The following is a 23,955-nucleotide window of genomic DNA, read 5'->3' on the forward strand; positions in this document are numbered from 1 at the left end:
TTTTTTATTTTATTTTGGTAAATGGTACTTTATTTTCAAAGGCATTAAGAATAAAATCCTCTTCTAAGCCATTTAATATCCATGTTTCTATATTGGCATTTTTTGCTAAGGAAGCCGCTTCTATTTTAGACTGCATGCCTCCACTGCCATGAGTTGATTTTGAGTTAACCACCTCATTCTGCAAAGCTTTAAAATCTTCAACCACATCTATGGTTTTTGGAGTTCCATTTTGCATTGATTCTTTTGTATAAATACCATGGGTATTGGTAGCTATAATAAATAAATCGGCTTTTAACAAGGATGCTGTTAATGCCCCAAGCTTATCATTATCACCAAACTTAATTTCGTCGGTTGCTACCGTATCATTTTCATTAATAATTGGTATGTAATTATTATTTACCAATACATTAATAGTATTTACAATATTTGTACGGCTATCCTTCTTTTCAAAATCGGAATAAGACAATAAACACTGAGAGGTTAACAATCCGTATTCTCTAAAAATTTCCTGATAAATTCGTATTAAATGTGGCTGACCAATTGAAGCAAGTGCCTGTTTAACAAACACTTCTTCCTGTTTACTTTCCAGTTTTACAAACTGTTTAGCGACCGCAATGGCACCGGAGCTAACAATAATAAATTCGCAAGTACCTTTTAATTGAGCAATTTGACTGGCAATATCCTCAATTTTTCCTCTAGAAATATTATCGGTTTCCTTTGTCAGCGTATTCGACCCAACTTTAAGTAATATGCGTTTCTTTTTTGCCATCTTATCTTATTTGTCCATTACCGTGTACATACCATTTATTGGTAACCAAATGTTGTAAACCAATAGGTCCGCGTTGATGCAACTTATCCGTACTTATTGCCAATTCACCGCCCAACCCTAATTGTCCACCGTCGGTAAAACGCGTTGATGCATTATGATAAACCGCTGCGGTATCAACATTTTCCATAAAAATTTTAGCTTCGGCTTCATTTGATGTGATTATTGCTGCCGAATGTCCTCCGGAATATTTATTAATCATAGCTATCGCTTCTTGGGTCGAACCAATTTCAGCTATAACAATTTTATAATCTAAGAATTCCTCATACCAAATATCATCTGAAGGTATTAACGATACGTCATCAAACTTTGATAAAGCCTGATCACCTAATACCTCAACATCAAACGCTTTCAATTTTGAAAGTAAGATTTTAATGAATTCCTCCTTCTTCGGAAGATTTTCATCAATTAACACCTTATCTAATGCATTACAGGCAGAAATCTTAGCCGTTTTCGCATTCACTATAACATCTATGGCTATTTGTAAGTCAGCTTCCTTATGTACATACACGAAGTTATTCCCTCGACCGCTAATAATAACCGGACAGGTAGCATGTTCCTTTACAAATGCAATTAAACGTTCACCTCCACGAGGCACAATTAAATCGACTTTCTGTGTTGGTTTTTCTAAAAATGCTTGTGTTTCTGCTCGGTTAAACTGTAAGTACTCCACCCATTCCGTTGAAGCCCCATGTTTAATTAAGGCCTGATGCCAAAGGTCTACAATCTTAAGATTTGACTTTAAAGACTCTTTACCACCTTTCAGTAAAATTTTATTCCCCGATTTAAATGCTATACCAGCAGCTTCAACGGTTACATCGGGACGGGATTCATAAATAATTAAAACCGTACCAAATGATGCTGTTTTATTATAAACCTGCATCCCATTATCGTGTTTAAAACTGAAACGCTCAACTCCAACGGGATCTTCCTGAGATGCTAAATGTGTTACAGCTGCAATCATTTCATCAACTTTTGAATCGTTTACTTTTAAACGATCATACATGGAGATGTCTTCACCTTTATAGGCTTCTAAATCCAGCTTATTTACAGCAATCATGTTGGCTCTTTCCTGCTCTAACAATGTAGCCATTTCGAGCAAAACAGCATTTCTGGTTTCTATAGATAATAAGGTATTCATGTTTATAATACTTTTTGTAAAGCTTCAAAAAACTGATCCACATGCACCTTTTCAATATTTAAAGGTGGTAAGATTCGTAATAACTTTTTATTTGAAGCACCACCGGTAAAAATATGATGGTCGTAAATTAATTTCTTTCTCAGATTTCCAACTTCGAAGTCGAATTCCAATCCCAGCATTAAGCCTCGTCCTTTAATATTTTTTATCTGTGGAATGCTTTTCGCTTTTGAAATAAAATAATCCGAAACAGAATTTACATTTTCTATTATATTTTCCATTTCTATGGTATTTAACACTGCTAATCCGGCAGCACAAGCTAAATGATTTCCACCAAAGGTTGTACCAAGCATCCCATATTTTGCTTCAATACTTGGATGAATTAAGATACCTCCTATAGGAAACCCATTCCCCATTCCTTTTGCTATTGAAATAACGTCAGGGGTCACATTATAATGCTGAAAAGCAAAAAACTTACCTGAACGTCCATAACCCGATTGTACCTCATCGGCAATAAACATGGTGTTATTGGCTTTACAGAAAACATCCACTTGTTCAAAAAATTCTGCTGTCGCTTGATCTAAACCACCAACACCTTGAATAAACTCTACAATAACCGCACAAACATCTCCTTTTGCAAGTTCCACTTTTACGCCTTCAATATCATTAAGTTCTAAAATAGTTACGGCTTGCTGGGCATTAATAGGCGCAATAATATTGGGGTTATCGGTTGCTGCAACGGCTGCCGATGTGCGTCCGTGAAATCCATTTTTAAAAGCCACAACACGCTTCTTACCGGTCTTGAAAGACGCCAGTTTTAAGGCATTTTCGTTAGCTTCAGCACCCGAGTTACATAAAAATAAATTATAATCTTTACACCCTGAAAGCGCTTCTAGTTTATTAGCCAATTCCACCTGTAATGGGTTTTGAATAGCATTCGAGTAAAAACCTAATTTAGCAACTTGATTGCTTACCGCTTCAACATAATTCGGATGGGCATGTCCAATAGAAATTACGGCGTGTCCACCATAAAGATCAAGGTATTCTATATTATTTTCATCGTACACATGAATACCTTTCGCGGAAACCGGTGTTACATTATACAATGGATATACGTCAAATAATGGCATTTTAACTCTTTTTAAGATGATTAATTTTTTCGAAAGACGCTACAATACCCTGAATTAAAGCCGAACTTAACCCTTGGTGCTCCATAGCATTCAATCCTTCAATGGTACAACCACTTGGAGTAGTTACACGATCTATTTCCTGCTCAGGATGCTTACCTGTTTCAATAAGCAAACTAGCTGCTCCATAACAAGTCTGCACAGCAAGTTTATGAGCTTCATGGGCTTCAAATCCTAACTGTATCGCTCCTTGAGTCGTTGCACGTACTAAGCGCATCCAAAAGGCAATTCCACTGGCACAAATAACCGTTGAAGCCTGAATTAACTCTTCTGGAATTACTAATGTTGTTCCTAATTGGTTAAATATATCTTGAGCTAAAGACACTTTACCCTGTGCTTTATCGTTAGCAGCTATGCAAGTCATTGACTTACCAATAGAAATAGCTGTATTTGGCATTACGCGAATAATATTTTTGTCGCTGCCTACGATGTTTTCTATTCTAGGAATTTCAACTCCAGCCGCCACCGAAATAACTATATGTTTTTCGGTAATTAACGAGGTTACACTCTCTAAAACTTTATCGATATGTTTTGGTTGAAGCGCGAAAATAACCATCTCAGATTCCTGTACCGCTAATAAATTATCGTTAGTTACAGTTACGTTTTCCAAAGTGTTATAATCATCGACATTAGTCGTATTCTTATCACTTAAATACAATGAAGTGAACGTATTATTCTTAATAAGACCTTTAGCTATTGAGCTCCCAAGATTTCCAGTTCCTATTATGGCTATTTTCATAATTCGTTAGTTGGTTAAAAATATGTGGCCTTTAAATTTAAACCTGTAGTTTCTTCAAAGCGGAACATTAAATTCATATTCTGTACGGCCTGACCCGAAGCTCCTTTTAACAGGTTATCTATTATACTCGTAATAAGTAATTTTCCTTTATGCTTATGTAAATGGACTAAACATTTATTAGTATTTACCACTTGCTTTAAATGTAAAAAATCGTCGGAAACAAACGTAAATTCAGCATCTGCATAATAAGTATTATAAATAGCTTTAGCCTCTTCGATGTCACCATCAAAATCGGTGTAAAGGGTTGCAAAAATACCTCTTGAAAAATTACCACGGTTTGGCATAAAAAGTATGTCTGAATTGAATTCGTCTTGCAATTGTTTTACTGACTGATTTATTTCTCCCAAATGCTGATGGGTAAATGGCTTGTAATACGAAAAATTATTATCTCGCCAGGTATAATGCGTTGTTGCAGATAACGACGTTCCTGCCCCAGTCGCTCCAGTAACCGCATTAATATGTACATCAGAATTCAATAAACCTTTATCGGCTAATGGCAACAAAGCTAATTGAATTGCGGTTGCAAAACACCCTGGATTGGCAATATAATTGGCCGATTTAATCAATTCTCTTTGTAATTCCGGCAAACCATAAACAAAAGTTTTACCATCGAAGACCTTATCTGCTTCTAATCTGAAATCATTCCCCAAATCGATAATTTTTGTGTTTTCAGAAAACGTATTTGCCGATAAAAATTTCACAGAATTCCCATGTCCTAAACATAGAAATAGCACATCTATATCTGGGTTTACGGTATCGGTAAACTCCAAATCTAAACTACCCACCAAATCCTGATGCACTTTACTAATTTTATTCCCAGCATTTGATGTGCTGTACACAAAATTAATTTCGGTTTCTGGATGGTTTATCAACAATCTAATAAGCTCTCCTGCCGTATAACCTGCACCACCAATAATACCTACATGAATCATAATTTACGAATTTACCTGTTGATATATTTTGTTCTGATTTCCGAAGATTTTAATAAATCCCTTTGCCTCTTCGGCTGTCCAGCCTTTGTTTTCTTCCCCATAACTACCGAATTTAGCACTCATTAAATCGTGTTCTGAACTAATGCCATCTAAATTAAAATGATATGGTTTAAGTGTTACAAAAACATCACCACTGACTTTATCCTGACTACTTTCAAAGAACGCTTCCATATCGCGCATTACCGGGTCTAAATACTGCCCTTCGTGTAAATGCATACCATAGAAACTTGCTAAATAATCTTTATGCTGTAATTGCCATTTGGTAAGCGTATGTTTCTCTAATAAATGATGTGCCTTAATAGTAATTAATGCGGCAGCCGCTTCAAAACCAACACGCCCTTTAATACCTACAATGGTATCTCCAACGTGAATATCTCTACCAATGGCATAAGCAGAAGCCAGATTATTTAAAACTTCAATATTAATTTGTGGCTCATTTTCAAAGCCATTTACCGCAACAAGTTCACCTTTTTCAAAAGTTAGCTTTACTTTTTCATCTTCAGCATGTTTTAATTGCGATGGATATGCTTCACTAGGTAAAGGCTTATCAGAAGTTAATGTTTCTGACCCTCCTACACTGGTTCCCCATAATCCCTTATTGATAGAATACTTGGCTTTTTCCCAAGACATATCGATACCATTTTCCTTAAGATAATCAATCTCCTGCTGTCTGGTAAGTTTTTCGTCTCGAATTGGGGTAATGATTTCTATCTCAGGGGCCAAAGTTTGAAAAATCATATCGAAACGCACCTGATCGTTTCCTGCTCCTGTACTACCATGAGCTATATATTCGGCCCCAATGCTTTTTGCATACTCAATAATTTCAATTGCCTGTACAATACGTTCGGCACTTACAGATAATGGATAGGTATTATTTTTTAAAACATTTCCAAATATTAAATACTTCACCACCTTTTGATAGAAAGTAGCTACCGCATCAATATTCTTATAACTGGTAACTCCCATCTTATAGGCATTCGCTTCAATCTTTTCTATTTCCGCTTTGGTGAAACCTCCTGTATTGACACTCGCTGCATGTACTTCGTATTCTTTTGATAAACTAACCGCACAATATGAAGTGTCCAATCCGCCGCTATAGGCAATTACTAATTTTTTCATGATTTATTATTTTTATTTTTTTTCAAGAACATGGTTTCCTTAATGTGTTTTAATCTATTAAAAACCTTTTCTTTTATTTTTTTTGATTCTTTCTTATTTTTTTTAGCCTTAGGATCGAATAACATACCTGTACACAAACACATTTTCCTATTGGTTCGTGTTAAAACATCGTAATTCTTACAAGTCTGACAGCCATCCCAGAAGGTGCTATCGTCTGTTAATTCTGAAAATGGTACCGGTTTATACCCCAAATCACTATTCATTTTCATTACTGCCAATCCTGTAGTAATACTAAATACTTTAGCATCTGGAAATTTAGCTCTAGAATGCTTAAACACCTTATGTTTAATTTTTTTTGCCAGACCTACACCTCTATAGTCTGGGTGTACAATAAGTCCTGAATTGGCCACAAACTTGCCATGCCCCCACAATTCTATATAACAAAAACCTGCAAACTTATCACCATCTAGGGCTATAACCGCATTACTATTAGTCATTTTCTTTATGATATACTCAGGAGTACGACGCGCAATACCAGTTCCACGAACAGCTGCTGAATCTGCAATTGTCTCGCAAATGATTTCTGCATATTTAAAATGTGAACTATCGGCAATTACAACTTTCATTATAATTAAAAATCTATATTTTAAAGTTAGTACTTTATTTAATTCTAGGTTTTTCGGATTCCTGAACCGGACACACCTGGTTCTAATATATTAATACAACACCCCTACGGGCGACGTGGGAATATATAACCAAAAAAGCGTTTGTTAATTAAACAACTAACTAATATTTGAAATGCTATAAATGATATTTTGGACACTATGAAAAAAATTAAAATTACGTTATTGGTTTTGCTTCTAAGATAAGATTATGAGCGGCGGCGACTGCGCACAGGTAAACCGGGTATTGTACAACGTATTTTATTTTCTATTAATTTCATAATGTAAAGCTAAAGCTTTATTTTATATATTGGTAACCAAGGAATTAATTTTTCTAAAAAATTATTAAAATCTCTTTTTTTATTAGGTTTTGTTTTAAAAAAATCAGTTTTACCTCATTTTTTTTCTAAAATATAGCCATAACTATCTTTTAATTTTTTTGATTACTAAAAAGAGAGCTATGGTACAAGCTATTTACAAAACACTTAGCACCAAACCACTGCAATAGTGCCTGAATCGACCCAACAGCCGAACTAAATTAACCCTTAAAAATCATGCTATATCCTATAAATAATACATGACATCATGCATTTATACTAAGTGGATTCTAGTAGATGAGCAAATAACTCCTTAAATACAGATTCCAGACATAATTAAAAGCCACACTTAGTTACTTTATGACCTAAAAAACACGAGTAGACCTCATAAAATAAAATTAAAAAAATGAACACAGCAATAGATTCAACAGTGTGATTACAGCTTGGAGTTTACAACTACTTAACCTTAAAGCTAAACACTTCAGACATAGATGCATTTCCTTCTTCATCAGTAGTTTTCACTTTCCAATAATAACCCTTTCCAGAGGAAACACTAATATTATCCAGTTGATTGGATGTAATGTCACTTTGATATATTTCAGGCGTTGTTGTTTCTCCAAAATAAACAGTATAACTTGCAATATCATTATCCACATCACTGGACGACCACTTTAATGAGACAAAACCACCTAATGCCGTTACTTCCGATCCAATTAAAGGCTCAATTACTTCTGCTGGAAAAGGCACATATTTGGTTACGCCTTCTCCGGCATTATAAAAATTCCAAATTTCACTCTTTGCTACCGTGTTTGATTTTTTAGATTTTGAAATAACAAACCAGGAAAAAGGCATCCCTCTTTCAATATCAACACTTAAAGACGTACTTGTTGTGGTGTATATTTTTGTAATTTGTGAATTGAGATTTTTAACATTTACATCGTAGCTATCGGTAAAATTGGCGCTAGCCCATTTAAAGGTTACCGTACTCATCTCTGAATTTATAATTTGACCTTCGGTGCATTCAGAACTATTTTCCGGAAACACTAAAACAGCCATTTCAGGGTTAGAAACTTTGGCTTCTGGTGAATCGCCTCCTGAACTACACGATATCAACAATAAGACAAAACTGTATATATATATTATCTTCTTCATTGTTTTATAACTTTAAAATTTCGCTCCATAGTAGCTGTTTTTAAGCTAAGGTAATACACCCCGGCATCCAAGAAGGAAGCATCTACTACAACTTGTTGATTAACTACTGGTAAAACACGAACTAACACACTTTTACCAGTGGCATCATACATTTTTACATAGGCCCCACTTACATCTTCTCCTCCTAAGGTTATATACAAATTATCAACAAAAGGATTAGGATGCACCAATATATCATCATTAAGCATAATTGTTTTTTCAAACAGCCCCTGACAATCTTTATCTGTTGTTACTCTTATAAGATTAATACCTGATTTTAAATTTAAAGAGACTTTACTTTCGGAAGTATTTATTGTCTCCCCATTAAGAGAGATATTGTAAACATTACCATTAAACAATGACAGATCTAATTTTTGTGATTTAGTATTGTATTTAGCAAGTACAGCCAAATCTAAAGGCTCTTTTACCGTTATATCATAACATCTCTGAAAACTACTCTCATTCTCTACCGTAATGCATAATTGATACACTCCTGCACTTAAATTATCTATTGTTAATTGTTGATTGAAAGCATAATTTGTTTGATTATTGTTCCCTTGTAATGTAACCTGATAATTATAATTTTCCAAAGCACTTAAAATAATTTGCCCATCGTTATTATTCTTACAGGTTTCTGTAACGGTTTTTAATGTAAAATTATTAGCAGGTAAATTAAATAACTCACACCCGTTATCGTTAACAAACCTACCAAAGGGCGTTTCCGGACACAAATCGTCGACATCCAAAACACCATCATTATCATCGTCATCATCACAGGCATCACCCAAGCCATCATTATCAAAATCGGCTTGATCCGGATTATCAACATTTGGACAGTTGTCGTAAACGCATCCAACTAGCGTAACTTCTGCTATAGCTGCCACTGCCCTTCCACTAACCTCAGACAAAGCCCTAATTCTCATGTACCTAGCGACTTTTGGCGTAGAAAAGTCTAAACTCTGAAGTGCCGCAGAATTCTCAAAGACTCCTGTAAAATAAGGATCTCCCCAATTCGATTTGTCTGTACTGAAATAAATTTCATATTCATTAATTCTTCCATTCTCCTGGCCTTGTCTTGGTAAATATGAAAATTTACTCAAACTATAAACACCACCTAAATCTATCTGAATTTCATGAGGATAAGGATCATATCCTGTACTCCATCTAGTATGCCAGCGGGTACTTGGGTCACCATCAAATGCCATTGCACCTAATCCTGGATAATTATTAACTTCTTCGCTGTCCACATATAATAAGGACCATTCATTTTTTGGCAACTCTGCAGGATTATTACAGTCATATATAGAAGGACACGTTGTGGTAGTAACCATACCGATTATTGTTTTCACATAATCGATTCCGTTTTGAGTAACTGTTAAAGTAACATCATAGGATCCAGGGTTTCCTAAAACCACTTTAGGGTTTCTAATATTTACATCGCTAATATATTGTGGAGCTGGAGATATATTCCATTTCCAAGTAGCACCACTATGTTTTAAAATAGAGTGATCGTCGAAATACAAAGTATCGGACATGCAATCAAACTCTTTCTTCTGCACCCATGGATTAACAATAGGCTCAAATTCTTCCTGAATTGGTGATTCCCATACACCAGCATTACCAGCGACCCTAATTTTGCCGTCACGATAAAAAGGAACAGCCGTATTAACACCGAAATTTTTAGGATAGTTGTTTTCAAACAAGCTCCAACTGGTCATATCTGATCTTTTATAAAATATACTGGCTCCAGTTTCTTGTTTTCGGGTTGTAAATAAATAGATGAGATCATTTCCTGTGCTGGTAGGCTGTATAGCCAAACATTTGCTGAAAAGATCGAGACCTCCAGCAATATTAACCCAAGTATCTCCTCCATCGGTCGATTTGAACACTAAACCTTTATTTGCCGTCGAACCGCCATTAGAATAACAGGCGTAAATAGTATTTTCGTTATATGGAGAAACAACCAAACTTGTTCTACCATTCATTACACTTCCTCCGTTAGTCGAACTGCTTAAGGCTGGTTTATGCGTCCATGTTAAACCTTGATCGATACTTTTATATAAACCACTTTTTTTTACATCAACATACATCACATTAGGATTTGTTACACTAATAGAAACCCCCATAACACTTCCTGAAAACGTATGAAGTGACTCAAAAGTAGCTCCCATATCGGTACTCATCCATAGATCATTGCCTTCTCCCAAAAATATAATTTCATAATAATTTGGATGATGCACTAGACTCCCTCGGTTTCCTCCATATTCAAACATATTAGGGTACTTGGTAAAGACAAAACGCCCTTCTGCTTTTTCTTCTGCTGTTTTGGGTAGTATCCATCCCTTACCTAAATCGTTAAACGCAACATGTCTACTTTTCCCTTGCAGCACCCAGCCTGTAGGTGATTCGGCTCCACCCATACGTAAGGCCTTATCACCATAAAAATCAGCTATCGCCGTATTACCGTTATGGTATCTCCCGCCTACAACAATATCTTCATTCCATCCCTGATCGAAACCCCACATATTTGAACCTATCAGGTTATTTATTAAAGGTTGAAAATCGTTTTCAAAAGCATCGGTCGAATAGCTAACGCCACCATCAGTTGACACCCAAACAGAACCATCATTTAGCCATTTTACATCTTGAATATCAGGATGAAGTCGAAAACGCCCATTATGCCCACCTACATTAACAAAACTAGCACCTCCATCAACTGTCTTAAATAGCGTTCTGGTTCCTACAAAAAACTCATTTTCATTATTGGGGTTAACCTCCAATACTAAATCAAAATACCCCTGCCAATTAGTATATTTAAAAGTGCTGGTATTACAATCTATTACCTTACTCCAAGACCAGTTTCCATTATTATTAGTTCCTTTATATAACTGTGGTGTATTATCATCACTAAGTAAGGTTGTATAGATTATGTTTGGATTATTTGGTGTTACTGCAAGTAAGCCTCCTCCTTTATCATTAAACTGGTTTGGAAAATTAGGTAAAGCTGTAAAGGTAATTCCGCCATCTAAAGATATAATTGCATCAAATTTACCTGTAGCATTTTGTTTCAACCCGTATACAATATTGGTATCCCCTGGTTTAAACTCTACATCATAAAACTTACCTGTTGCATTATTACTCCAATTAACACCATCGTTAGTACTCGTGTAAATACCTTTATTTGTTGAAGCTATCACCTTACTAGGATTAGTAGGATCTATAATAATCTGGTTAGCTTGAGCATCAATGAGTACGACACTCCACGTATCCCCTCCATCTATTGATTTATGAATTTTACTCCTACTAGACATATAAACTATATTCGGGTTGGTAGGATGTACGGCTATGGCAGGGATTGCTCTTAACTGATAATCTGGTGCCATTAAGGTCCAATTTTGTCCCTTATCAACTGATTTATTAAGATACCCTGTTTCTGTTCCCGCATATATAATATCTGTATTCGAAGGGGCAACCGCCAAGCTATATACATTCACTTGCCAGGGTGCCACTCCCGGGATGTCCATAGAGCCATTATTTAGTAAAAAGGTTTGTTTTGGACCTAAAAATGTCCAGTTAGAATTAGAAGCATCAGCCACTTTACTAACACTAGACGTTTTTCCCAGAGTGTTTTGCTCTGTAGCTAATTCATCAAAATCAGGTAAAACAATTTCACCTTGACCATCAATATAAGGAGCCACTACCTGTCTCCAAATTTTATAATAGCGAATTATAGGACTCCTTTGCTTACCGTGGATAACAGTATAGTCATCAAACCCTTTTTCTATTTCAAAATAGTTGATTGGATATTCGTAGAGCTTTTTAGCCCATTCAGGAAATTTTTCGTCAAATAAAGGTTTATAGATTTTAATTATACCTGGCAAATCGTCGTAAGGTGTGTACTGTTGCTGTGCACATAACACTTTAACTTGCACCAATAATATAAAACACGTAAAATACTTAAGTAGTTTCATTAATTTTTAATGTTATAAATTAATTAGCGTGTCAAGAACAAATAATTAATGCGCCGTATGTACGTACTCCACTAAAAATTTAAATAAATTCTTTTTCCAACTTCACAAAGTTATTAGGTATCTAATGAAAAAACATGGGAGATATTAGGCTTAATAGGGAGATTCTTTGGTATATATTCATGAATAAATGATAAGCCAATAAACTAGATAGTTAAAAACCGTTTTTTTGCTAATAAAATTCAGGCTTTCATTCATTGACATCAGAAATATGACTTTTATGATAACAGAGTACAATTCAGTGTCTAATCTACTCAAAAAAAAAGCCCCAAAAACTAATATTTTTAGGGCATTTACATCTTAAAACTAATACTTATTCCACTATAAACTTCCCTTTCATTAAGGCATAATGCCCGGGAAAACTACATAAAAAATCGTAAGTCCCACTTTCCGGGGCATCAAATTCAATAACGACCGTTTCTCCACCTCCAATTAACTTGGTATGGACTATAACTTGATCACCTCCTTCCGGAATATAGTCTGATTCGCGCGCTGTAGCAGCCTTATTTGCGAATTGTACCAAATCGACACCTTTTTTTAAAATAACAAAATTATGCCCCATAACGTTCTTATCCATTTTCCCAATGTGTCTTAGCGTTATTTTAACCTTCTTACCGGCATCAACTCGTATTTCCTTTTTATTAAATTGCATGGCATCATTACCTGTTATAACAACATCGTTAGAATTACCTGCAACTTCCTTAACTACTGACTCTGTTTTTTTCTCATAAGTAAATCCTTCATTCTTTTTCTCTTTACTTCCACATGAAACAAAGCATAACACAGAAAAGATTAGTATAAAATATTTTAAAACCTTCATAATTATCAATTTAAATTCTTATAAATTTAACGAAAAGGTTTATAAAATATAATCTGTACTTATAAAATTTGAAGTTTTCTTCTCTAATAGTTCCGTTAAAATAGCATTATTATATTCATTATCTTTGGAAGCAACAAAAGTTCTAATCGAAAATGAGCGTAAGGCATCATGTACACTCAAGGTACCAAAAGCAGAATCTTTTCTCCCTGTAAATGGATAAACATCTGGCCCTCTTTGGCATGAGCTATTGAGATTCACCCTGCATACTAAATTAACTAACGTATCAATAAGAGGTGCTAAAGTCTGTACATTTTTACCAAATAAACTGACTTGCTGTCCGTAATTAGATTCGGCCATATCATCTAAAGGTTCTTCAATATCCGAAAATGATAATACGGGTACAACAGGGCCAAACTGCTCTTCGGTAAACACACGCATATCTTTACTTACTGGATATAATACCGCAGGAAAGATAAAATTCTCCGTTGTCTCCCCACCTTTTTTATTAATAATATTTGCACCTTTTTCTTGAGCATCACTAATCAATTCCTGTATATACCCTGGCTTATCTACTTCCGGCAGAGGCGTTAACTTCACACCTTCTTCCCAAGGGTTTCCGAATTTTAATTGATCAACCTTATAAGCAAATCGTCTGTTAAACTCCTCTACAATCGATTCGTGCACATATAATACTTTTAAAGCCGTACAGCGCTGTCCATTGAACGATAATGTACCAGCAATACATTCTTCTACAGCTAAATCTAAATCTGCATCCGGCAAGACAATAGCTGGGTTTTTAGCTTCTAAACCTAATACTAATCGCAATCTATTCCCTTTTGGATGCTCAGCTTGTAAAGCATTAGCTGATTTACTATTTCCAATTAGCGAAAGCACATCCACTTTCCCCGATTTCATAATTGGTGTAGCTAACACACGTCCACGACCATATAAAATATTAACAACTCCCTCAGGGAAACTACTTTGAAAAGCATCTAATAGGGGAGACAATAATAGTACCCCATGCTTAGCAGGCTTAAATATAACTGGATTTCCCATTATTAATGCGGGAATCAGCAAGGCAAAGGTCTCATTTAGAGGATAATTATAAGGCCCCAGACAAAGGACTACTCCTAAAGGACCACGACGAATATGGGCATATACTCCTGAATTTTTTTCAAATTTAGCAGAACTTCTATCTATTTGTTTGTAGGCTTCAATGGTATCGTAAATATAGTCTACTGTTCTATCAAATTCCTTTTCTGAATCCGGTAAGTTTTTACCAATTTCCCACATTAATAATTTAACAACCTGAGCCCGTTTGGTTTTCATCTGTTCTACAAATGTCTCCATACAAGCAATACGGTCGGCTACTTTCATGGTTGGCCACAAGCCTTTTCCATTATCATACGCAGACGTAGCAGAATCAAGTGCCTCAAGCGCTTCAGATTCTCCTAATTGGGGTATGGTTCCTAATAAGGTTGGTTTATAGGTTTCTGTTGATGAAATCGTAGAATAAACTTCGGCTTTTTCTCCGTGCCATTCTTTCAATTCTCCATTGACCAGATAGGTGCTCTGATGCAACAATGTATCTATTTTATATTCTTTAGCAATCTGTAGTGAAGTTGTTGTCATAAATAAAAAATATAGGATTTACCTTTGCTAAGGTACCTATATTTTATTCAAAAAACGAGTTATGACCTACGATGACACTTAAAAATATGGTATTACTATCTCATTAACAAAAAGGCCTTAAAAAATGAAACCCTAAAACGATTTCGGTAAAAAATAACGGATTGTAATTTTAGGGTTTTGAAGCTTATTATTTGTAATTAAACTAAAAATTGAAATAAATCGGGTTTGTTATTTAAGTAGTCGCCAAAGAAATTTTTACTTTTCATTCTGTTAATTAATGGCTCTAAGTCATCGGAAGATTTTAATTGGATACCTACAACAGCCGAACCATTTTCTCGGTTTGTTTTCTTGGTATATTGAAAATGGGTAATATCATCGTTAGGACCTAAAATATTAACAACAAAATCTCTTAATGCTCCTGCGCGCTGCGGAAACTTCACAATAAAATAATGCTTTAAATTAGCATAAAGCAAAGCGCGCTCTTTAATTTCGGCAGTACGCGTAATATCGTTATTACTTCCACTAACCACGCAGACCACATTTTTACCTTTAATCTCTTCAGCATAAAAGTCTAATGCAGAAATACTCAAGGCGCCAGCGGGCTCTACTACAATAGCATCCTTATTATACAGTTCTAAAATGGTCTGGCATACTTTACCTTCTGGCACTGTAACCATAGCTTCTAAATTGGTTTTACAAATTTCGAAAGTAAGATCACCAACACGTTTTACTGCTGCGCCATCGATAAATTTTTCAATATGTTCAAGCTCGGTATTTTTATTGTTTTCAATAGAAACCGTCATGGAGGGGGCTCCAGCAGGCTCTACACCAATGATTTTTGTGTTTGGAGACAACTGTTTAAAAACGGTTGACAAACCTGCGGCTAAACCACCACCACCAATTGCTATAAACACATAGTCGATAGGCTCCGCTGTTTGTTCTAAAATTTCTAATCCAATAGTAGCCTGTCCTTCAATTACTTTCTCATCATTGAATGGATGAATAAACGTTTTAGCCTTTTTGTCGCACTCTTCCATGGCTGCATGATAAGCATCATCGAAGGTATCGCCGTAAAGCTTAATATCTATATAATCTTCTCCAAACATTTTTACCTGCTCAACTTTTTGATTGGGTGTTGGTGCAGGCATATAAATCGTTCCCTTAATTTTTAAAAGTTTACAAGATAAAGCAACACCCTGAGCATGATTACCAGCACTGGCGCAAACAACGCCTTTCGCAGCTTGTTCCTTGGTAAGCGAACTAATTTTATTGTAAGCCCCTCTTATTTTATAAGAACGTACTTGCTGAAGGTCTTCACGCTTTAAAAGTATATTAGCTTCAAATTGTTTTGAATACCTTAAACTAGGACTTAAAGGCGTAACTGCCGACACCTTTTTAATGGTATCAGCAGCTACTTTAACATCTTCAATACTAGGAAAATAAATTATCTTTTCCTTATTCATATTTTGTTTCTTTTAAACTATTGGTTTCATTGCAGTCATTGAAGCTCTTAAGAACGTTCCAACTTTTTCAACTGGGTGCTCCCTTAAAGCTTTATTAACTTCAATTAATTTTGCATTATCTACACCTTTACCATTGTCTTTTGCATAAGCTTTACCAATAACATCTGTATCTATTTTAGTCATAAAATCAGCTAATAACGGCTTACATGCATGATCAAATAAATAACATCCATATTCAGCTGTATCAGAAATCACGCGGTTCATTTCAAACAATTTCTTTCTTGCAATCGTATTAGCAATAAGTGGTGTTTCGTGTAACGACTCATAATAGGCAGAGGCATCGATAATACCAGAATCGGTCATAGCTTCGAAAGCAAGCTCTACACCAGCTCTTACCATAGCTACCATTAACACCCCATTGTCGTAGTACTCTTGCTCTGAAATTTCAACATCTCCAGCAGGCGTTTTTTCGAATGCGGTTTCAGCTGTTTCTGCTCTCCATCCTAACAAATCTTTGTCACCATTTGCCCAGTCGGCCATCATGCCGCTAGAAAAACGTCCTTCCATAATATCATCCATATGCTTTTGGAATAATGGTCGCATGATATCTTTTAATTCTTCTGAAAGTTCGAAGGCTTTAATTTTTGCTGGATTAGACAAACGATCCATCATATTAGTAATACCTCCATATTTAAGACCTTCGGTAATCGTTTCCCAACCGTACTGAATTAATTTTGAAGCATAACCAGGCTCAATTCCCTTTTCAACCATTTTGTTGAAACATAAAATAGACCCTGTTTGTAACAATCCACATAAAATAGTTTGCTCACCCATTAAGTCAGATTTCACCTCAGCTACGAAAGACGATGCTAACACTCCAGCTCGGTCTCCTCCTGTAGCAGCAGCATAAGCTTTAGCTTGTGCCCATCCTTTACCTTCTGGATCGTTCTCTTCGTGAACCGCAATTAAGGTTGGTACACCAAAACCTCTTTTATACTCTTCGCGAACCTCAGAACCTGGAGACTTTGGCGCCACCATAATAACTGTTAAATCTTCACGTATTTGCATTCCTTCTTCAACAATATTAAAACCGTGAGAATATGATAATGTCGCTCCTTTTTTCATTAAAGGCATTACCGATTGTACAACATTGGTATGCTGCTTATCTGGAGTTAAGTTTAATACTAAATCGGCAATAGGAATAAGCTCATTGTACGTACCAACTGTAAATCCATTTTCTGTTGCATTTACAAAAGAAGCACGCTTTTCTTTAATAGCGGCATCACGTAAGGCATAAGAAACATCTAAACCAGAATCTCTCATATTTAATCCTTGGTTAAGCCCTTGCGCACCACATCCCACAATTACAATTTTCTTGCCTTTTAAAGCATTAACACCATCTTCAAACTCCGAAGATTCCATAAATCTACACTTCGATAATTGACTTAATTTATCTCTTAACGATAGTGTGTTAAAATAATTTCCCATTTTTAATTTTAAGTTATTATTGGTTATTGAATGCCTGAAGCATTTCAGTGATTTTCATTTCGTCTTTAGTAACAGCAATGCGTCCAGAACGCACAAATTGCATAATTCCGTAAACATTTAAGTCTCTACGCAAGGATTCAATTTCATTACGTCTACCTGATTTTTCAAGTACAAAAAACTCCTTGTTTACAGTTACGATTCGCGTATTACTATCTTTTATTATATTTTGAATTTGAGGTTCTTCAAATAAGAGTGCCGATTTAATTTTGAACATACAAGACTCGGTAAAAATAGTTTCCTCTTCCGTATGATAATAAGCTCTGATTACCTCAATTTGTTTTTCAAACTGACCTACAATACGTTTTGCTTGAGACTCTGTTATATTTACAACAATTACAAAACGATTAACACCATCGATTTCGGATTGTGATGTTGTTAAACTTTCAATATTGATATGTCTGCGTTGAAAAATGGCTGATACACGATTTAACAATCCAATGTTATTTTCGGTGTATATCGATATGGTATATAATTTTATTTCTTCGTTCATTTTCTTCTAAATATTTAGCTTAAACGTACATCTGAAACTGAAGCTCCAGTTGGCACCATTGGAAATACATTATCTTCTTTTTCAACACAAACTTCTAGAAAATATGATTCTTCTGAAGCAATCATTTCTTTAACAGCATCTGCCAACTCCTCACGTTTGGTTACACGTTTACCTTGAATATAATACCCTTTTGCAATGGTTACAAAATCTGGATTGGTCATTTCGGTAGAGGCATAACGTTTATCGAAAAATAATTGCTGCCATTGACGTACCATACCTAAAAATTCGTTATTTAACACTACAATTTTTACTGGTACTTTTTGTTGAAAAATCGTTCCAAGTTCCTGAATATTCATTTGGTAACCGCCGTCACCAATTATTGCTACCACCTCACGATCTGGCGCTCCCATTTTAGCACCTATAGCTGCCGGTAAAGCAAAGCCCATAGTTCCTAAACCACCTGAAGTTATATTACTTTTCGTTATATTAAAATCAGCATAACGACATGTTATCATTTGATGCTGCCCAACATCCGATACGATAGCAGCATTTCCTTTGGTTTCAATGTTTATTTGTTTCAATACTTCGCCCATTGTAAGCCCCTCCTTTGTTGGAGTCAAGTCATGTTTTATAACCTTTTCAAACTCGATAGCATACAAATCTTTAAATTCTTGTAACCAAGACTCATGAGTATTTACATTTAACAATGGTAACAACTGGGCTAAACTATCTTTAGAATCTCCTATTACGGCAACGTCTGTTTTTACGTTTTTATCTATTTCTGCCGGGTCAATATCAAAATGAATAACTTTTGCTTGCTTAGCATAGACATCTAACTTACCTGTTACACGATCATCAAATCGCATACCTATAGCAATTAACACATCACATTCATTGGTTAATTTATTTGGTGCATAATTCCCATGCATTCCAACCATACCAATATTTAATGGGTGTGAAGTCGGAATTGCGGAAGCTCCAAGAATGGTCCAAGCTGAAGGAATACCTGCTTTTTCTATAACAGCTTTTAATTCTTCTTCAGCCTTACCTAAAATAACCCCTTGTCCCCAAACAATCATTGGTTTTTTGGCAGCGTTGATTAAATCGGCTGCTGCCTTTACAGCATCAGGATTTGTTTTAGGAATCGGCACGTAACTACGAACGCCTTTGCATGGTTCATATTCATAATCTAATTCACCTTGCTGTGCATCTTTTGTAATATCTATTAATACAGGTCCCGGACGTCCACTTTTAGCAATATAAAATGCTTTAGCTATAACACCAGGAATTTCTGAAGCTTTGGTAACTTGGCAATTCCATTTGGTTACCGGCGTAGAAATACCTACGATATCGGTTTCCTGAAACGCATCACTACCTAACAAATGAGAAAACACTTGACCTGTAATACAAACCACGGGTGTTGAATCTATTTGCGCATCGGCAATACCGGTTATTAGGTTAGTCGCTCCAGGTCCCGAAGTAGCCATAGCCACACCCACTTTACCAGAAATACGAGCATAACCCTGAGCCGCATGTGCTGCCCCTTGCTCATGCCTTGTTAATACATGATGAATTTCGTTTTGAAACTTGTAAAGCTCATCATAAACAGGCATAATAGCACCACCGGGATATCCATACAGAATATCTACTCCTTCAGCTATTAAGCTTCTTACAACAGCTTCGCATCCTTTAATTCGCATTGTTTTACTTGCCACTCCTTGTGTTTTGTTTTCCGTTTCTGTATCCATAATTCTCAGCTTAAAAATGTGAGATTCCCGCTTTAACGAGAATGAAATGTTTTTGAATTAAAATGCATCGGTTACACAGCCTTTTGAAGCTGATGCTACTGATTTCGCATATTTATATAAAATTCCTTTTTTGTGTTTTAATTCCGGAGCAACCCAAGCTGCTTTTCTTTCTGCTAATTCCTCCGCTGAAACCAGGAGATTAATAGAATTATCTTCTGCACTAATTCTAATGGTATCACCCGTTTTAATTAATCCAATTGCACCTCCGGTTTGTGCCTCAGGCGTTATATGCCCTACTACAAACCCATGTGTTCCACCAGAAAAACGACCATCGGTAATTAAAGCTACCGACTTTCCTAAACCTGCCCCCATAATTAATGACGTAGGTTTTAACATTTCTGGCATTCCAGGTCCTCCTTTTGGCCCTACATAACGAATAACAACCACATCTCCCTTTTCAACTTCACCATTGGATATACCTGTATTAGCGGCTTGTTCTCCATCATACACAACTGCTTTTCCTTCAAAAACTAAACCCTCTTTTCCAGATATCTTAGCTACAGCACCTTCTTCCGCCAGGTTTCCATAAAGAATTTGTAAGTTACCTGAAGATTTTAAAGCCTTATCTGTTGGATAAATAACATCCTGCTCGTCTTCAAATTGAAGTGGCTCTACATCTTTTAAGTTTTCTGCTAAAGTTTTTCCAGTTACCGTCATACAGTCACCGTGCAAATACCCGTTATCCAGTAAATACTTCATTACAGCAGGTGTTCCTCCAATTCCATGAACATCTTCCATGAGGTATTTTCCACTCGGTTTTAAATCGGCAATTAAAGGTGTTCTGTCACTTACACGCTGAAAATCTTCTAAAGTAAATTCTATATCAGCCGCATGTGCAATAGCTAAAAAGTGCAGTACGGCATTGGTAGATCCGCCTAGAGCATTTACAAGAGCTATAGCATTTTCAATTGATTTTTTAGAGATTATATCCAAAGGCTTTAAATCTAATTCTAATAAATTTTTAATAGCCACAGCTGTTCTTTCTGCTTCCGATAATTTATTTGGATTCTCAGCCGGGATAGACGAGTTATAAGGCAAAGCAAACCCCATACATTCTATAGCTGAAGCCATCGTATTAGCAGTATACATACCACCACAGGCACCAGCACCTGGTATAGCACTTTTTATAATTTCACGATATTCTTCTTCATCAATCTCTCCGGCAACTTTCTGACCTAAAGCCTCGAATGCAGAAACAATGTTTAATTTTCTTCCTTTATAGTTTCCTGAAGCAATGGTTCCGCCATACATCATGATAGAAGGACGGTTTAATCTCAACATAGCAATTACTGCACCAGGCATATTTTTATCACATCCCACCACTGAAATAAGAGCATCGTAACTTTGAGCATTCATAACAGTCTCAATAGAATCGGCAATTATATCCCGTGATGCTAAAGAATAATTCATTCCTGAAGTCCCCATTGAAATACCATCACTAACACCAATTGTATTAAATCCAAGTCCTACCAGACCAGCAATTTTACATTCAATTTTAACCTCACTAGCCAAACCATTTAAATGCATATTACATGGGTTACCATCATAACCTGTGCTTGCAATACCCACTTGAGCCTTTTTCATATCTTCATCTGTCAATCCTACCGCATAAAGCATGGCTTGAGATGCTGGTTGTGATTCATCTTGCGTTAATCTTTTACTATATTTATTAAGTTCCTCCATTTTTGTTACAGATATTTTACACTATATCTCAATATTTTAAGTTTAATAATATATTTTTAAGGTTTTCATTAAAAACCACATAATTCTCAAATTGTCATCGAAAATAATAGTTTTCGGTTTTTACACTTCAATTCTTTTATTTTTCAGGGTTAAATTCACAACCCATAAAAACAACCTAACCACTTGTAAAACAATTATTTAACATGCTTTTTTTATGATGTTCAAAACTTTAATAAAATCCATAAAAAAAGCCTTCCGTTTTAGGAAGGCCTTTTTATAATGTATTTTTATAAATATAGTCTCCCTATCCTTGGTCGATAATGACAAGAATAATAATAGAAACTGTATTTAAAATTTGCTTTTTCATCTGTGTTGGTACAAATATTATTAAATAAAATTTAACATCCAATTAATTATCTAAAAAATAAAAAGTAGCATACAATTCTTTTAATTTTTATTACTTTTGCAGTCGCAAAAATTAACAGAGGAAAGATTTGACTGATTGCAACCTCTTTATTAAATACCTTATAAGACAATAATTATCAGGTTTTTAATAAATAAAAATGCTAAAGGCAGTGGAAACTTCCTTCGACGTTATCGTCAAATCTTGCAATAAAACATATAATTATGGCTTATTTATTTACTTCGGAAAGTGTTTCTGAAGGACACCCGGATAAAGTAGCAGATCAAATTAGTGATGCCTTAATCGACAACTTTTTAGCTTTCGATAAAGAATCGAAAGTAGCTTGTGAAACTCTTGTTACTACCGGACAAGTGATACTAGCAGGTGAAGTTAAATCTCACACCTATTTAGATGTTCAAAAAATAGCAAGAGATACTATTAATAAAATTGGTTACACCAAGGGCGAATATATGTTCGACGGTAATTCATGTGGTGTACTTTCGGCAATTCATGAGCAGTCGGACGATATTAATCGTGGTGTAGACAGAGGCTCTAAAGAAGAACAAGGTGCTGGAGACCAAGGAATGATGTTTGGTTATGCAACCAACGAAACGGAAAACTTTATGCCTCTCGCTTTAGATTTATCACACTTACTTTTAATTGAATTGGCAGCATTACGTCGTGAAAATAATGAAATTACTTATTTAAGGCCGGACTCTAAAAGCCAGGTAACCATAGAATATAGCGATGATAATGTACCTCAACGCATCGACTCTATAGTTATCTCAACTCAGCACGACGATTTCGCTGATGAAAACACAATGCTTAACAAAATTAGAGAGGATATTATTACTATATTGATTCCTCGTGTTATAGCCAAATTACCTGAGTCACTTCAAGTTTTATTTAACGACGACATTAAATACCATATTAATCCAACCGGGAAATTTGTAATCGGAGGGCCTCATGGAGATACTGGATTAACAGGACGTAAAATTATTGTAGACACATACGGGGGCAAGGGAGCTCACGGTGGTGGTGCTTTTTCAGGAAAAGACCCAAGTAAAGTAGACCGAAGTGCTGCTTACGCTACAAGACATATTGCTAAAAACTTAGTAGCGGCAGGTGTTGCAGATGAAGTTTTAGTACAAGTAAGTTATGCAATTGGCGTAGTAGAACCTATGGGGATTTTTATAAATACTTATGGAACCTGTCCTTTTAATATGACCGATGGTGAAATTGCTCAAAAAGTATCTGAAATATTCGACATGCGACCATTCGCCATCGAAGAGCGTTTAAAATTAAGAGCGCCTATTTACAGTGAAACTGCTGCTTACGGACACATGGGTAGAGCCAATGAAATAGTAACAAAATCATTTAGTCAGCCAAACGGAGAAAGCATTACTCTAGATGTAGAATTATTTACATGGGAGAAACTAGATTATGTTGATAAAGTAAAAGCTGCATTTGACCTTTAAATAAAGGTAATTTTATTCCATAACAACAAAACGCCTCATAAAAATTATGAGGCGTTTTGTTTTAACCAGTTATGAATACTTAATTCTATATATGAAAAAAGCCTGCATTTATGCAGGCTTCTCTTTTTTGGTGGGAAGAGCAGGATTCGAACCTGCGAAGACTTAGTCAGCAGATTTACAGTCTGCCCTCGTTGGCCGCTTGAGTATCTTCCCAAAACCGGGTGCAAATATATCATAGTTTACTTATTCTGCAAAATAAATTTTCAGCTATTTTTAGTTAAAAAAGATAACCCTTTAATAATTAACCCTATCCCTAAACTTCAATTTTTAAAACGTATAAGTTTTCAGTACTATATTAGTAAGAAAACAAC

General features: G+C 35.5%; 17 protein-coding genes and 1 tRNA gene. 1 reads left to right on the forward strand and 17 read right to left on the reverse strand.

From position 1 onward, the window contains the following. Positions 1–4: 4 nt before the first annotated feature. From proB to ilvD, 16 genes are all read right to left on the reverse strand, one after another. On the reverse strand, positions 5–769 hold the full coding sequence (gene proB / locus H611_RS0106995) for a glutamate 5-kinase (RefSeq protein WP_027137683.1): 765 nt from the start codon (positions 767–769) through the stop codon (positions 5–7). A 1-nt stretch (position 770) separates the two neighbouring features. After that, positions 771–1,967, reverse strand: a complete 1,197-nt coding sequence (locus H611_RS0107000) for a glutamate-5-semialdehyde dehydrogenase (RefSeq protein WP_027137684.1) — start codon at positions 1,965–1,967, stop codon at positions 771–773. Between the two features lie 2 nt (positions 1,968–1,969). Then, a complete protein-coding gene (locus tag H611_RS0107005; protein WP_027137685.1) occupies positions 1,970–3,094 on the reverse strand; it encodes an aspartate aminotransferase family protein in 1,125 nt (374 codons plus the stop codon). Between the two features lies 1 nt (position 3,095). Then, the gene (proC, locus tag H611_RS0107010; RefSeq protein WP_027137686.1) at positions 3,096–3,890 is read right to left on the reverse strand and encodes a pyrroline-5-carboxylate reductase; all 795 of its coding nucleotides are present in this window, start codon (positions 3,888–3,890) and stop codon (positions 3,096–3,098) included. A 14-nt stretch (positions 3,891–3,904) separates the two neighbouring features. Continuing rightward, positions 3,905–4,882 carry an N-acetyl-gamma-glutamyl-phosphate reductase gene (gene argC / locus H611_RS0107015; protein WP_027137687.1) on the reverse strand — a complete coding sequence of 326 codons (978 nt, stop codon included), beginning with the start codon at positions 4,880–4,882 and terminating at the stop codon, positions 3,905–3,907. Positions 4,883–4,885: 3 nt separating this feature from the next. After that, the gene (locus H611_RS0107020; protein WP_027137688.1) at positions 4,886–6,061 is read right to left on the reverse strand and encodes an argininosuccinate synthase; all 1,176 of its coding nucleotides are present in this window, start codon (positions 6,059–6,061) and stop codon (positions 4,886–4,888) included. After that, positions 6,058–6,687: a GNAT family N-acetyltransferase gene (locus H611_RS0107025; protein ID WP_027137689.1), complete on the reverse strand. Its 630-nt coding sequence runs from the start codon at positions 6,685–6,687 to the stop codon at positions 6,058–6,060. Before H611_RS0107025 ends, H611_RS0107020 begins: the two co-directional genes overlap by 4 nt. An 809-nt stretch (positions 6,688–7,496) precedes the next feature. Beyond that, positions 7,497–8,192 (reverse strand): hypothetical protein, encoded by a 696-nt coding sequence (locus H611_RS0107030; protein WP_027137690.1) that lies wholly within the window; start codon positions 8,190–8,192, stop codon positions 7,497–7,499. After that, entirely contained in the window at positions 8,189–12,202 is a 4,014-nt protein-coding gene (locus tag H611_RS14105) for a discoidin domain-containing protein (protein WP_084158163.1), read from the reverse strand. Before H611_RS14105 ends, H611_RS0107030 begins: the two co-directional genes overlap by 4 nt. A 370-nt stretch (positions 12,203–12,572) precedes the next feature. Continuing rightward, a complete protein-coding gene (gene azu / locus H611_RS0107040) occupies positions 12,573–13,079 on the reverse strand; it encodes an azurin (protein ID WP_027137691.1) in 507 nt (168 codons plus the stop codon). Between the two features lie 39 nt (positions 13,080–13,118). Further along, positions 13,119–14,711 carry an NADP-dependent glyceraldehyde-3-phosphate dehydrogenase gene (locus H611_RS0107045; RefSeq protein WP_027137692.1) on the reverse strand — a complete coding sequence of 531 codons (1,593 nt, stop codon included), beginning with the start codon at positions 14,709–14,711 and terminating at the stop codon, positions 13,119–13,121. Between the two features lie 197 nt (positions 14,712–14,908). Further along, on the reverse strand, positions 14,909–16,174 hold the full coding sequence (ilvA, locus tag H611_RS0107050; RefSeq protein ID WP_027137693.1) for a threonine ammonia-lyase IlvA: 1,266 nt from the start codon (positions 16,172–16,174) through the stop codon (positions 14,909–14,911). A 12-nt stretch (positions 16,175–16,186) separates the two neighbouring features. Continuing rightward, a complete protein-coding gene (ilvC, locus tag H611_RS0107055; RefSeq protein ID WP_027137694.1) occupies positions 16,187–17,662 on the reverse strand; it encodes a ketol-acid reductoisomerase in 1,476 nt (491 codons plus the stop codon). Positions 17,663–17,678: 16 nt separating this feature from the next. Further along, a complete protein-coding gene (gene ilvN / locus H611_RS0107060) occupies positions 17,679–18,212 on the reverse strand; it encodes an acetolactate synthase small subunit (protein ID WP_027137695.1) in 534 nt (177 codons plus the stop codon). A 14-nt stretch (positions 18,213–18,226) separates the two neighbouring features. After that, a complete protein-coding gene (gene ilvB, locus H611_RS0107065; RefSeq protein ID WP_027137696.1) occupies positions 18,227–19,960 on the reverse strand; it encodes a biosynthetic-type acetolactate synthase large subunit in 1,734 nt (577 codons plus the stop codon). Between the two features lie 57 nt (positions 19,961–20,017). Next, complete coding sequence (gene ilvD / locus H611_RS0107070; RefSeq protein WP_027137697.1) at positions 20,018–21,703, reverse strand: dihydroxy-acid dehydratase; 1,686 nt, start codon at positions 21,701–21,703, stop codon at positions 20,018–20,020. Between the two features lie 627 nt (positions 21,704–22,330). Here ilvD and metK point away from each other — a divergent pair. Further along, the gene (gene metK, locus H611_RS0107075; RefSeq protein WP_027137698.1) at positions 22,331–23,584 is read left to right on the forward strand and encodes a methionine adenosyltransferase; all 1,254 of its coding nucleotides are present in this window, start codon (positions 22,331–22,333) and stop codon (positions 23,582–23,584) included. A 128-nt stretch (positions 23,585–23,712) separates the two neighbouring features. Here the strand turns inward: metK and H611_RS0107080 are convergent. Continuing rightward, positions 23,713–23,797 (reverse strand) — tRNA-Tyr (locus tag H611_RS0107080). Positions 23,798–23,955: the final 158 nt, after the last annotated feature.

This window comes from Gaetbulibacter saemankumensis DSM 17032 (assembly GCF_000425645.1).
Taxonomy (GTDB): Bacteria; Bacteroidota; Bacteroidia; order Flavobacteriales; family Flavobacteriaceae; genus Gaetbulibacter; species Gaetbulibacter saemankumensis.